Here is a 12,900-nt window from a genome sequence, read left to right as displayed (position 1 = left end):
GCTATTTTGGCAAATCATTGGGAACACGATCAGTCTCACGGGCAACGGTGCCCGTTGGGTGCTGATACCAGCCGGGGTCCCCGTCGAGTTGATCGCGAACTTTGATGACGGTAAACATCCCGCCCATTTCCATATTTCCGAACTGGCCTTTGCCCATCATCATGGCCAGGGTGTTCTCCGGGCCTGGCATATGGCCGGCGTCGACATGAGTCTGGTGTTCACCCATGCCGTGTTCACCCATGGCCATATAGCCAGGCACCAGCGCCTGAATGCGTTGCTCGACCTCGTTCTGATTTACGCCCAGGGTGTTGGGGATGTCGTGCCCCATCGCGTTCATGGTGTGGTGGGCCATATGGCAGTGGAAGGCCCAGTCGCCGGGCGTGGCAATAAACTCGATGTCGCGGGCCTGGCCGACGCCGACAATTTCGGTGGCTTCGGTGCGCCATTGTGCCTGAGGCCAGCGCCCGCCGTCGCCACCGGTGACCCAGAACTTAACGCCATGAACGTGCATAGGGTGGTTCCACATAGACAGGTTGCCCATGCGAATACGTACTCGTTCACCCGTTTGCGCCACCAGTGAATCGATAAACGGAAACACCTTGCTGTTCATGGTCCACAGATCAAAGTCTTGCATGATCGATGGGTCTGGGCGGTAGGTACCCGGATGAACGGACCAGTTATGCAGCATGATGGCGTAGTCCCGATCTACCGGGTTGGCTTCTGGCTCACGGGGATGAATGATGAACATGCCCATCATGCCCATGGCCATCTGCACCATTTCATCTGCGTGAGGGTGGTACATGTGGGTACCGTGTTGTACCAGTGGAAACTCATAGACAAAGGTTTTGCCGGGCGGGATGGAGGGCTGGGTCAGGCCGGACACGCCGTCCATGCCGTTGGGCAGTATCAGTCCATGCCAGTGCACGCTGGTGGGTTCTTTCAGGCGATTCGTCACGTAGATTCTCACCCGGTCACCCTCGACAGCTTCAAGGGTGGGCCCCGGGGTGCTGCCATTGTAACCCCAGGCTTTGATGGTGGTGCCGTCGCCGAAGGCGTGTTCGATCTCCTCGGCAATCAGGTGGAACTCTTTTACACCATCGCGCAAGCGATAACCCAGGGTCCGCCCGTTGGGCGTGATGACCGGGCGATAGCCCTGACTGGTTCGGTCTGGCGCTGTGAGCGGCGTGTGTGTTGTATCGTGGCGATTGCCAGCGGCGAAAGCCTGTGCTGGCAGGGCACCGGCTACCAGGCCAGCGGCACTGCCCAGTATGAAATGACGACGATTAACCATGGTGCTGCCTCAGTGGTTGTGGTGTTCGTGACCCTGGCCGCCAGCCTGGACGGAGGGCAGTTGGACCGCGTCTGGCAGAGCGGCGTCTAGGGGGGTGGCGCTGATCATCGCCAGATGTATGCGCTGAATCCAATACTGCTCAAGGGTTTCAGCGTGCTCGCGCCAGGCATCGAATTCCCGCGCCCTGGCATTGAGCAGTTCAAAGGCGCCCACCAACATAAAGTTGTATTCGCGCAGGCGCAGGTCCACTTGCCGTTGCCATTGCGGGATGACCTGTTGTTCCAGTTGCTCAACGTTGGTACGGGTCAGTCTTAATCGGTTAGCCAAATCCGGGAGTTGTGTACGCAGTTCGAGCTCCCTGGCATTCACCAGCGCGTCGGCGCGCAATAACTGGGCGCCAGCCCCGGCCCTCCGCGCCTGGTTACGGTCGAACAGGGGGAGGCCAATCGACATCGAGGGGCCCGTGCTGTACCCGCCGTCAGAATCGCGCTCGACATCGATCCCGATGTCCCATTGGGTGATCCCGCCCTGGCGCGCGTAGAACGCCTGGCGATGCTCTGCAACGGCTTGGACTTGCCGTGCGATGCGCAGGTCCAGCCGCTGTGTCAGGGCGTGGTCTGTTAAGGCGGCAACGTCTATCTGTTCATCGTTTGGCAGTTGTGGCAGGGTGACCGGCAACTCCATCATGGCGGGATGTTCAAGGCCCAGTCGCAGCGCTAGTGTGGTTTGCGCTTGCTGGGCATCGGCCTGGGCGCGGCGCAGGGCACGCTGGCTCTGTAACTGCTGGTCTCGGTAATGCAGCAAGCTCAGTTCTTTAAGGTTGCCGGCCTCGTGCAGGCGTTCCGCCAGCAACAGGGCTGTTTCCGCTGCATTCAGGGCCAGCCGGGCGACAGCTTCACGGTGGCTGGCACCCACGGCATGGAAGTAATCCTGCTGAACCTGATACAGCTCCTGGTTCAGGGTGTCCAGCAGGTCAAGCCGTGCGCTGGTTAGCGCTTCCTCCGCCAGGGTCTTTCGTAAAGAGTGGGTCATCAAATCCAGCAGGCTTTGGCTCAGGCCCAGCCCCAGCTCCCAACGGCCACCGCCATCCGGTCGCATGGCTGACACGGCGAGGGTCGGGTTGCTTAGCATTTGTGCCTGTAGCTGTTCTGCTTCAACGATGCCTAACCGGTGTAAGTGCGCGCGGATATGTGGGCTGTTGACCAGCGCCAGGTGTTGCGCGGTTCCGGGTGTCAGCGGTTCAAACAATAAGTCGTCGACCTGTTCAAATCGCTCTTGCTCGGACAATTCCAGAGTCTGGTGAATCTGGCCCCGCGCCGGAGACTGCAACAGCGGGTCGAGATCGGCCTCCAGTTGCGAATAATCGGGGGGCGCCATCGTGGCACAGCCCTGCAGAAACAGGACGGCCATAGCTCCGCCAATCAGGTTTTTCATGGTTTTTTTGCCTCAAAGTCACCAAGGGTCATGCCGTGGCGGCCAATGCCGCGGCAGGTTCAGGTTTTTGGTTAACTGAGGTTTTGTGGTGGGTGGAATAGAGGGTCGGAGATAATGCTGTCAGCACGTTCTGCGTGCCGCATAACCGGCGTGGCCAGATCGGGACTGGCTGCGGAAGCGTGGGAGGGGATCAACGTTGTGCACACCTGGCAACACTGCTGGCAAGGATCGGCGTGTTGGGCGTCCGGGTATTTGTAGTTGGCATGATGATGGCCGGTGTCGTTTGACGCGCTGCGGTGATGCTCGTGGACGGCTTCATGGGAATTCGGAGCATGGTGTTGATGCAGGGAAAACGGTTCATCTGAAGTGGACTGTGCCGCATGGATGTCGCAATGTAATAGCCCAGCAGCCAGCCCCTGGACGGGCAGCCATAAGATGAGCATGATAATCAGAGAGCGACGTTTGGACGACATCCTTGCAAGTTTCCATATTGCCTTGTCATAAGTCAATATTCCGCAGAACACGAGCGCAGGGGGCCTCCGAGGGCCAGTGTAGTCAGTGCCGGTGCTGTCTATAATGGTGCACGTTGAACCGTTACACAGGACTCTACGCCGATCAAAAACAAAGCTCCTTTCACGCTCCGCCCCTACCAGCAGGAAGCTGTCGACGCCACGCTGAATCATTTTCGCAAGTCGGACGAATCTGCCGTCATCGTGCTGCCAACCGGCGCCGGCAAAAGCCTGGTGATTGCCGAACTGGCCCGCCTTGCCCGGCGTAAGATCCTGGTGCTCACGCATGTGAAAGAGCTGGTGGAGCAGAACCACGCCAAATACGAGAGCTATGGGTTAGCCGGTGGCATCTTCTCCGCTGGGTTAAAGCGCAAAGAGAGTCAGCATCAGGTCACCTTTGCCAGTGTACAGTCGGTAGCGGCGAACCTGGATCAGTTCCGGGATGAGTACTCGTTGGTGATCATCGACGAGTGCCATCGGGTCAGCGGTGAGGAAACCAGCCAGTATCAACAAATCATTGACCTGCTGAAACAGCAGAACCACTCCCTCAAAGTACTCGGGCTGACCGCCACGCCCTATCGCCTGGCCATGGGCTGGATCTATCGCTATCACTACCGGGGCTTTGTTCGTAGCGAAGAGGATAAGCCGTTTCAGCACTGCATCTACGAACTGCCGTTAAGCTATATGATCAACCGGGGCTATCTCACCCGGCCTGAGTTGGTGAATGCAGCGGTGGCGCAATACGATTTCTCGTCGCTGGCTCAGGACCGCTTTGGCGAATACGCGGAGAAAGACGTCAATCAGCTGCTGAGCAAACACAAGCGGGTGACACGTGCCATCATTGAACAGGTGGTGGAACTGGCCGCAGACCGCCAGGGCGTGATGGTTTTCGCCGCAACGGTGGAGCATGCACGGGAGATCACCGGCTACTTGCCGGAGAACCAGACCGCTCTGGTGACCGGCGCCACCGATCAGAAAGATCGGGATCTGCTGATTCGGCGCTTCAAACAGCGGCAGCTAAAGTACCTGGTGAATGTGTCTGTGCTCACCACGGGCTTTGATGCGCCCCATGTGGACTTGATCGCCATTCTTCGCCCTACCCAGTCGGTGAGCCTGTATCAGCAGATGGTGGGCCGTGGTCTTCGCCTGGATGAGGGCAAAAAGGATTGCCTGGTGATTGATTACGCCGGCAACCATATGAACTTGCATCACCCGGAGGTTGGGGAGCCAAAACCGAATCCGGACAGTGAACCGGTGCAGGTGTTCTGCCCTGGCTGCGGGTTTGCCAATATTTTCTGGGGTAAAACCGACAGTGACGGCCGGGTGATTGAACATTACGGGCGCCGTTGCCAGGGGCTGCTGGAACCCGCGGAGGGGGATGGCACGCGCGCCCAGCAATGCGACTACCGTTTCCGCTTCAAGGAGTGCCCCCACTGTGGTGGCGAGAACGACATTGCGGCCAGAAATTGCGGGCACTGTCGTAAAGCGATTATCGACCCGGACGATCAGCTAAGGGATGCCCTGAGGCTCAAGGATGCCATGGTGATTCGTTGCGCGGGGATCACCCTGGGCCTTGGCGGAAGCAAGCTGAAGATGACCTACCACGGTGAGGATGGGGAGGAGCTTGGCGAGACGTTTGATTTCAGCAAGCCGGCACAGCGCCACGTTTTTAACAAACTGTTCGGCCGCAGATTTGCTAACGGCCAGGCTCCGAAAACCTTCGGCAGGGCAGAGGAGGTACTTGAGATGCAAGCCTTGTTGCCGGCGCCTGACTTTGTCATTGCCCGTAAGCAGACGCATTATTGGCAGGTGCAGGAGCGGATATTCGATTATCGGGGGCAGTATCGGAAGGCGAATGAGGTGTGGTGCCGTAAAAGGGGCGTATGGTCGCCTACGAGTTCGCTGCGGTGCATCCAACCCTGTGATGGCCGCTAAGCTCTGCCATTTTCTTGGAATGCAGGTTCCTCTTAAGGCGTTAACGCAGAACCTGCAACCCTTGCAGGTCCCGAAACACCCGTGACGGCGCGATGCCAATCATATCCTGAAACATCCGGCTGAGGTGTGCAGAGTCGTGCAGGCCCGCGCTAAGGGCTGCCTCGGTGAGCGACTGTTTCTTCGCTACGTGGTAGAACACGGAACGCAGGCGCGACCAGCTTCGGTAACGCCGGAAACTGATGCCCACTTCCTCCCGGAAAAGATGGTTGAATCGCGATTCCGATAAGTGCACTTGGTTGGCCAGATTGGCGCGGTTGAAGGGTTGGTCTCCCGCTTCCCGCAAGTAATCAAGGCTTCGGGCAATGCGGTTGTCCAGCTCGGCTCGGTGCCCAAGCGCCGACGCGGGGAGGAGTTGGGACATGTCAAAGGATTGAAGCCTTCGCTCCAGGCTTCGAGGCCGCGCGGGAGAGGGGATTGGGTCGAACACCAGCGGGCGATCACTCAGCCACCCTGCTTTCAGGAGTCGGGTCTCTGGCGCATCCGGTTCCAGGTAGAGGGAGGCTATGTACTCACCTCCGCTATCCAGCCCGTGCTCCACATCGGCATTCACCAGGGCGCTGTGGCAGTTCTCACGGCGACCATCCGGGAAATGCAGCGTGATGGGGCCACTCAGGCCAATCAAGAGCACCGGTGCGGCATGTGCGTGCATTCTTGCCGGAGGGAGCTCACCCTGGAACAGAGCCCGGTCACGCGCCAGCCAGATGCGTTTTTCCTGTGTCATCGAATAGCCCAAACGTACAAGTTGTACCGGCGCTTGTCCGGCATACTTCAGCCTCACAACTATAACCAAGGAGTAAATGTATGTCTCTGGCCGAAAAGATCTGTCTTTCAGCGGCGTTCCTGTTCTTCATGACGGGGCTTCTCACTGGCATCTGGAAATACCGACACATGGCTCGAAGCGAGGACGCTTCGTCGCCGACCTATGTCGACATCGCTCACCGCAGTTCACTGCTCTACAGCTTTGCGGCACTGCTGTTGGCTGCGTTCAGTGCCCGCAGTGTTTTTGCGGACTGGGTGAATGTTGTGGCGGCTGTCTCGGCCTTAGCATTCTTTGCGTTTGCCATTGGTACCTATATCCTCCATGGCCTGCTTCAGGATACCGACAACCAATTGCGCCGCCCTCATCGCTTGGGAAAGCGACTTCTACCGCCCTGGATGACTGGGGTATTCATGATGCTGCTGATACTCGGAGAAGTGGGTGGTAGCCTGGTTTTGGGAGTAGGAGCGATGCTTGGCATCTGGCAGGGCTAGAGAGGCTTGTTTGCCATTCGTCACTGCAGTACCGCTGGAGTCGTTGCTGCAGGTTACAATGGGGCATTTTGAAGCGCCGCGGAGCCCCTGATGTCCCTCAAGAAGACCCCAGATCTCTATGAAAAGTTGATTGTCCAGGCATGGGATGAGAACGGGAGGTCCTGGATTGATGCCGTCCGGGATCACGGAATCCGTTCGCCGGGCGTGGCGTCGCGTGATGCTTTGCTTGCCGCAATCAATGACCATGTTCAGCCGAACTCTCGGGTCCTGGATGTGGGCTGCGGAGAGGGCTGGTTAGTGGATTTACTGACCAGGTCTGGCTCTCGCGCCGTCGGCGTGGATGCATCCCGGGAGCTGATCGAATACGCCCAAGAGCATCGCAAGGGGCATTATGTGGTTGGAGATCAGTCTGATCTCGCTAAGTTGGGGCTTGGAATATTTGACCTGGTCGTCTGTAACTTTTCACTGTTTGGCGACGAAACTGTGCGCCGGTGCGTTATGTCTGTCCCTCAAATGCTGACCCCAGGCGGTGTGTTGATCATCCAGACACTGCACCCGATGATGTTCAGCGGAAACGAGGTGGCCAAGAGCGGTTGGCGGGAAGGCACCTGGGCCGGCTTGCCTGGCGATTTCGGCGAACCGTCTCCTCTTTACGTTCGGACACTGGCGGACTGGAGCCGGTTATTCAGTGAGGCGGGTTTAGTTGTTTCCCGGATGTTGGAACCCGCCTCAGAAAATCCTACATCCAAGAGCCTGATTTTTTTCATCTCCCGATGCGTCAAGACTGACCGGTAAACGCCGGCGGGCGTCGCAAGGAGTAACAGGGCAAGAATCGGATGGAAACGCCTGGCATTGTCCGTTGTAATAGCCCTGTGCTTGGCGAATATAGGGGAATGACATGCCGTTGCCAGGGCAAAAGGACACGCGTGCTGCCTCGAAATCCGGGGGCGAGCGCCAGGACGAGGATTCACAACTGACCCGGCTGGTGAGAATCGCACGTTATATTGAGACACACGCACACGAGCCACTGACACTGGCAGGCTTGGCGGCTATTGTTGGGCTTTCTCCCTCTCGGCTGCAAAGGCAATTCAAAGAAGCTTTTGGCGTGTCTCCAAAAAACTATCAGGACGCTGTGCGGATGCGCCACTTCAAGCAATCCCTGAAAAATGGCGATAAGGTCACGGATGCGATTTTTGCCTCTGGGTTTGGGTCCGTCAGCCGGGTTTATGGGGAAGCGCACCGCGATATTGGAATGCCGCCCAGGGCCTATCGGGCTGGGGGTGAGGGTGAGGTCATCGTCTACGCTTGCCGGCTCACCTCTCTGGGCTTGATGGCCATGGCGGCAACGGAAAGGGGCGTCTGTTTTGCCCAGTTTGGTGACAGTGAGTCCTCGTTGGTGAGTGGTCTGAAAGCAGAATTTCCCAAGGCCGAAGTGATGGCGTCACCGGCCCGGAATGCCCCGGAACTTGATGCCTGGGTGGAGGCTTTGGATGAACACATCAGCCAGGGCGCCCCGAGGCCGGATCTGCCGTTGGATATGCGAGGGACGGCTTTTCAGATGAAAGTGTGGCAATTCCTGTTGAGCATCCGGGAAGGCGATGTGCTTAGCTACAGCGAGTTGGCTGCGAAGATCGACAAGCCCAAAGCGGTGCGGGCGGTTGCTTCTGCCTGCGGCAAAAACCGGATAGGCGTGCTGATTCCCTGTCACAGGGTGTTGCGGGGTGATGGCGGGCTTGGCGGGTATCGCTGGGGTCTGGAGAGAAAGCGGGCGTTGCTGGATGCTGAGCGGAAGCGGGAGGGCGCTAATAGCGGCCCGTTTGATTAATCATTCCAACATTATTTTTTGATTTCAGATAGACTGGGGTACTAATACCGGCGAATAAGCCAAGACTTAATGTGGAAAATATCATGAGTAAAAAAGCCGTGAAAGCTACTTTAACATCTGCAGAGATTGAGGCGCAGACTGCAGCCTTTTTAAAATCCGGCGGTCGTGTTGAGCAGGTGGGCAAAGGTAAAAGTGGGCAACTGACTTCCACCGGTACAAAGCAGATTAACCTGAAAAGCAGTTGATGATCTGGCGATACCCCGGGCTGGTTATGGAAGTAAATATATCCGGGTTGGTTCAGCAAAAAAGGCAGCCGAAGCTGCCTTTTTTGTTTGCCCGGCGAAGCCGGCAAACCCGGCCATCTGAAAGAAGATGGCGTCACCCCGACTGAGGGGAAGACAATCCGACTGGCAAGGGCGTCACTGGCCAACGGTGGGGCCTGAAGGAAGCCATAGGAAGTTAACGGTACACAACGCAAGTGAACCTGCTTCGGCAGTCCAGGTGGGTTAGCGTGCAAAATAGCGCGACGCCCGATACTCAGTCAGACCTGTGCTGTGTTTGAGGGTGGCATCGTTAACAGGGAGCCGGTGCAGTAACCGGGGAAGCCTGACACCGAATCCGGCGACGCCGGAGGCTGTGGCGCAAGGTGAAAGCCGAGGCCGCAGTCGGTGCGAGGTGGCAGATGAAGCCGTAGTAGTGAGGAAGTTCCGGCCTGAGAAGCCTGGTAACAGCGTGGAGGACAAAACCGGAATGACCGCTGGCGGAGGTTCAGCGGACCGGTCAGGGTCAAAAGCTCTGATCGGATGCGAAGGGCGGAAGTCATTAACGAGAATGACGGACGACGAGTGAGAGGTGGACGCTGTGTTCACAAGCTGCCCGACGGGGCAGGGACGTGCACTGGGGTACTGCGGGAACGCAGTGGCTCTGGTGTTCTCCGAACAAGGGAGTAGAGCGATACCGTGGCGGCAGATTGCCAGAGCGCTAGTACCCGGACGGATCGCCTGAAACAGACCGGCAGCCAGACCGATCCTCGAAGCCGTCACCACAGAGATGAGCAGGCATGAGGAAATACTACAGTCTGTACGGGCAGCTGCTGTCAAAGCAACGTCTGTACGAAGCCTTCAGACATGTCAAGCGCAACAAGGGCGCGGCCGGAATCGATGGGCAGAGCCTGGGTGCGTTTGAGGCGAATCTGGAGGTGGAGCTGTCGTGCCTGTTGCTCGAGCTGAAGGAAAAGCGCTATCGGGCGCAGCCAGTCAGACGCGTAGCCATCGCCAAGGATGACGGCGGTGAGCGTCTGCTGGGCATTCCGACGGTTCGGGACCGGGTTGTGCAACAGGCGCTGCGCCGTATTATCGAACCGATCTTCGAGCCGGATTTCCACCCGTCGAGTTACGGGTATCGTCCGGGACGCAGTGGTCACCACGCCATCGGCAAGGCGGAGTTGTTTATCCGCCGATACCGGCGTGACTGGGTTGTGGACATGGACCTGTCGAAATGCTTCGACACGCTCAACCATGACCTGATCATCCGCCAGTTCCGCCAACGGATCACGGACGGCAGTGTCCTGTCACTGCTGCGCCAGTTCCTGGAAAGCGGCGTGATGGTGGGGTACCACCTTGAAGAAACGGAGCTGGGAAGCCCGCAGGGCGGCGTGATCAGCCCGCTGATTGCGAACGTCTATCTGAACGCCTTCGACCAGTTCATGAAAGCCCGGGGTCACCGGATCGTCCGCTACGCGGACGACATCCTGATCCTGTGCGGCTCACGAGCGGGCGCGGAGAATGCGTTACGGGTGGCCCAACGCTATCTGGAAGAAGAGCTGAAGCTGACGGTGAACGTCACCAAGACCCACATCGCCCACAGCGATGAGGGGGTAAAGTTCCTGGGCGTGGTGATCTACACGAACTACACCCGCATCCAGGACAAGAAGGTGGTGAAACTCAAGCAGAAGCTGAAAGCGCTGACAAAGCGTAACCGGGGCATCGGGCTTGCGGCGATTATCCGCGAGCTGAATCCGGTGCTACGGGGCTTTGCCAACTACTTCCGGGTGGCGAACTGCGCGAGGGTGCTGAAGCAGGTGATGAGTTGGTTAAGGCGGCGCCTGCGCTGCATCCAGCTCAAGCAGTGGAAGAAGCCGGGCCGGTTGCATCGGAGGCTGAAACAGCTGGGCTATCGCCCGCCGTTTAAGTTCATCAAGATGCAAAGCTGGCGTAATGCGGCTTCACCGCTGGCAAGCCTGGCCTTACCCAACGCCTATCTGCACAATGAGCTGAGGTTGATGGATCTGACCAAAGTACGAACCGGCATCCCTGTCCCCGAGTTCAGGGCAAGTTAATGGCATGAGCCGTATACGTGGTCCGTATGTACGGTTCTGTGAGAGGGATGAGGCGGTGACGCCTCACCCTACTCGTTCATTACGTATTGGCTGTTATTTACAGGCCAATAACGTTCTCTGCCTGCGGGCCTTTCTGGCCGTCGGTCACTGTGAATTCAACTTCCTGGCCTTCGGCCAGAGTTTTGAATCCGCCACCCTGAATAGAGCTGTAGTGAACAAAAACGTCTGCGCCGCCCTCACGAGTAATAAAGCCGAAACCTTTTGCTTCATTGAAGAACTTAACGTTGCCTTTGATGATAGACATAATAATTATCCTGATTTTAATCAATAAGATGCAGCCAAAAGATCGTTGTGATCTTTGATCGGCGATATGCGGGAAATAAAAAACGTGCAGAACCAAAAACAGGACAAGATGTTTTACAACACAAAAGGTCTTATTCGTGAAATGCTTTGCTAAATGTTTCCAACGAGATAGACAGTACGCTAATTAACAGGTAATGCACAGCTAAGTTTTCAAAAAGCCAAAAAGATTTCTTTCGGACCGGCTCTATCCACCGGCTCCTGATCAAGCGCCCGGTGATCGCTGCAACGTGTTCAAATCTCGCTGCTATACTCGAATAACAGTTCAGATGGCCATGTGGGAGCAGCGCTATGGATGGGGGAAGTGGTGAGCCGAATACCGATTCGAGCCGCAGAACTAACGCAGCGGCCTTTTTCCGGGGATTCCTGCGGGAACCGGGCCAAGTGGGCTCTGTGATCCCCAGTTCGAGATTTCTGGAGCAGCGAATCGTTGAGGCGTCTGGGCTATCTGTCGCCCGACAGGTCGTGGAGCTGGGCCCCGGTACGGGCGGCACCACGCGCGCGTTTCTTCGTCACCTGGGGCGAGACGCGCGGCTTCTCTCAATTGAGCTGAGCCCTTTCTTCCATAAGTTGCTTGGCGACATTGTTGACCCCCGCTTTTGCAACCACTTGGGCAGCGCCGAGGATCTAGCCGAGATTCTGGCTGTTTACGATATGCAACAGCCAGATGTGATCATCTCTGGGATTCCCTTCTCGAAGATGCCCGCGACTGTGGCTCATCGTGTCGTGCAGGCGGTGAATGACAACCTGGTAGAGGGCGGGCGGTTTATCGCCTACCAGTTCCGGAGAGATGTCGCCCGGTTTACTGATCCGGTCATGGGGGCTCATACCAGCTGCACGCTGGAACTGCTGAACATTCCGCCCATGCGGGTATACAGTTGGATTAAAGCTGGGGGTGGTTGAGTTTGTAGTGTGGTCTTTTCGATTCGTGCCCGCAAATCACTTGCTGGGCCGGGACTCAATGTCTACTACCTGTCTGCGTATTCCAGACCAAGGTTGCCACTGATTCCAGACGAAGCCTGCCACCCATTCCACGCGAAAGCTGCCACTGATTCCACGGCAAAGCTGCCACCCCGGCAGGCTGCCTGATTTCCCCATCAAAACGTCCGGCGCGGGATAACTAACGGTACTCTGCTCCTTTTCATCCGGAGAGGGCCAGATGCCAGCGAAGAGGTTATCCATGCGTAAAATCAAAGAAGTCCTTCGCCTCAAGTGGGAGCGAGGGCTGAGCAATCGTCAGGTTGCGGCGGCCTGCGGCGTCAGCCGCCCGACCGTGAGCGAATACCTGCGCCGCACAGCTGAGGCCGGTTTGAGCTGGCCGTTGCCAGCGGACTTGGACGAGGCCCAACTGGAGCAACGGCTGTTCCCGCCACCACCGGATCTGCCGGCACAGGCCCGAGGCATTCCGGACTGGCAGCGGATCCACGATGAGCTCCGGGGCAAGAACGTCACACTGTTCCTGCTCTGGCAGGAATATCGGCAAGCCAACCCCGATGGCTATCAGTACAGCTGGTTCTGCGAGCACTACCGGGCCTGGCGGGGCAAGCTGGATCTGGTGATGCGCCAGGACCATCGGGCCGGTGAGAAGCTGTTCGTGGACTATGCGGGCCAGACCGTGCCCATTATTGATCGCACCACTGGAGAAATCCACGAGGCGCAAGTCTTTGTGGCCGTTATGGGCGCGTCCAACTACACCTATGCCGAAGCCACCTGGAGCCAGTCGCTGCCAGACTGGATTGGCTCCCATATCCGGGCCTTCGAGTTCCTGGGCGGCGTGCCGGAACTGGTGGTTCCGGATTATGTGCCGGGACACATAATCCGGATTATGTTCCCTATCCCATTATGTTCCGTTCACTTTGGAAGACCTTGAATCCATAGGGAGGATCCCGTGTAAAAG

At 57.6% G+C, this 12,900-nt stretch carries 12 protein-coding genes and 1 pseudogene; 8 read left to right on the top strand and 5 right to left on the bottom strand.

Annotated elements, in window-relative coordinates:
• Position 1 precedes the first annotated feature (1 nt).
• The 3 genes from ASQ50_RS06045 to ASQ50_RS20950 all read right to left on the bottom strand — a co-directional run bounded on the left by ASQ50_RS06045 (position 2) and on the right by ASQ50_RS20950 (position 3,198).
• On the bottom strand, positions 2 to 1,291 hold the full coding sequence (locus tag ASQ50_RS06045; RefSeq protein ID WP_058092313.1) for a multicopper oxidase family protein: 1,290 nt from the start codon (positions 1,289 to 1,291) through the stop codon (positions 2 to 4).
• Positions 1,292 to 1,300: 9 nt separating this feature from the next.
• On the bottom strand, positions 1,301 to 2,725 hold the full coding sequence (locus tag ASQ50_RS06040) for a TolC family protein (RefSeq protein ID WP_058092314.1): 1,425 nt from the start codon (positions 2,723 to 2,725) through the stop codon (positions 1,301 to 1,303).
• A 71-nt stretch (positions 2,726 to 2,796) separates the two neighbouring features.
• Positions 2,797 to 3,198 (bottom strand): hypothetical protein, encoded by a 402-nt coding sequence (locus ASQ50_RS20950; RefSeq protein ID WP_156509980.1) that lies wholly within the window; start codon positions 3,196 to 3,198, stop codon positions 2,797 to 2,799.
• Between the two features lie 141 nt (positions 3,199 to 3,339).
• Between ASQ50_RS20950 and ASQ50_RS06035 the strand changes: the two genes are divergently transcribed.
• A complete protein-coding gene (locus ASQ50_RS06035; protein ID WP_082888440.1) occupies positions 3,340 to 5,169 on the top strand; it encodes a DEAD/DEAH box helicase in 1,830 nt (609 codons plus the stop codon).
• A 40-nt stretch (positions 5,170 to 5,209) separates the two neighbouring features.
• Here the strand turns inward: ASQ50_RS06035 and ASQ50_RS06030 are convergent, their stop codons facing one another.
• Positions 5,210 to 5,950, bottom strand: coding sequence for an AraC family transcriptional regulator (locus ASQ50_RS06030; RefSeq protein ID WP_058092315.1), 741 nt, complete (start codon positions 5,948 to 5,950; stop codon positions 5,210 to 5,212).
• Between the two features lie 80 nt (positions 5,951 to 6,030).
• Between ASQ50_RS06030 and ASQ50_RS06025 the strand changes: the two genes are divergently transcribed.
• The 5 genes from ASQ50_RS06025 to ltrA all read left to right on the top strand — a co-directional run bounded on the left by ASQ50_RS06025 (position 6,031) and on the right by ltrA (position 10,643).
• On the top strand, positions 6,031 to 6,480 hold the full coding sequence (locus ASQ50_RS06025; RefSeq protein ID WP_058092316.1) for a hypothetical protein: 450 nt from the start codon (positions 6,031 to 6,033) through the stop codon (positions 6,478 to 6,480).
• Between the two features lie 90 nt (positions 6,481 to 6,570).
• Positions 6,571 to 7,275, top strand: coding sequence for a class I SAM-dependent methyltransferase (locus tag ASQ50_RS06020; protein WP_058092317.1), 705 nt, complete (start codon positions 6,571 to 6,573; stop codon positions 7,273 to 7,275).
• A 103-nt stretch (positions 7,276 to 7,378) separates the two neighbouring features.
• Positions 7,379 to 8,305: a bifunctional transcriptional activator/DNA repair enzyme AdaA gene (locus ASQ50_RS06015; RefSeq protein WP_058092318.1), complete on the top strand. Its 927-nt coding sequence runs from the start codon at positions 7,379 to 7,381 to the stop codon at positions 8,303 to 8,305.
• A gap of 83 nt (positions 8,306 to 8,388) precedes the next feature.
• The gene (locus ASQ50_RS21170) at positions 8,389 to 8,550 is read left to right on the top strand and encodes a hypothetical protein (RefSeq protein WP_167392895.1); all 162 of its coding nucleotides are present in this window, start codon (positions 8,389 to 8,391) and stop codon (positions 8,548 to 8,550) included.
• 815 nt (positions 8,551 to 9,365) lie between these two features.
• Complete coding sequence (gene ltrA, locus ASQ50_RS06010) at positions 9,366 to 10,643, top strand: group II intron reverse transcriptase/maturase (RefSeq protein WP_068351396.1); 1,278 nt, start codon at positions 9,366 to 9,368, stop codon at positions 10,641 to 10,643.
• A gap of 97 nt (positions 10,644 to 10,740) precedes the next feature.
• Here the strand turns inward: ltrA and ASQ50_RS06005 are convergent, their stop codons facing one another.
• Positions 10,741 to 10,947: a cold-shock protein gene (locus ASQ50_RS06005; RefSeq protein ID WP_058092933.1), complete on the bottom strand. Its 207-nt coding sequence runs from the start codon at positions 10,945 to 10,947 to the stop codon at positions 10,741 to 10,743.
• Positions 10,948 to 11,294: 347 nt separating this feature from the next.
• Between ASQ50_RS06005 and ASQ50_RS06000 the strand changes: the two genes are divergently transcribed.
• Both ASQ50_RS06000 and istA read left to right on the top strand, forming a co-directional pair.
• Positions 11,295 to 11,906 carry a class I SAM-dependent methyltransferase gene (locus tag ASQ50_RS06000; RefSeq protein WP_058092934.1) on the top strand — a complete coding sequence of 204 codons (612 nt, stop codon included), beginning with the start codon at positions 11,295 to 11,297 and terminating at the stop codon, positions 11,904 to 11,906.
• Positions 11,907 to 12,162: 256 nt separating this feature from the next.
• Positions 12,163 to 12,801, top strand: a pseudogene (gene istA / locus ASQ50_RS05995) (IS21 family transposase); the annotation flags it as partial.
• Positions 12,802 to 12,900 lie beyond the last annotated feature (99 nt).

It is taken from the genome of Marinobacter sp. LQ44, assembly GCF_001447155.2.
Taxonomy (GTDB): domain Bacteria; phylum Pseudomonadota; class Gammaproteobacteria; order Pseudomonadales; family Oleiphilaceae; genus Marinobacter.
Note: the sequence above shows the minus strand (reverse complement) of the source record. Positions and strands in the feature narration are given on the sequence as shown.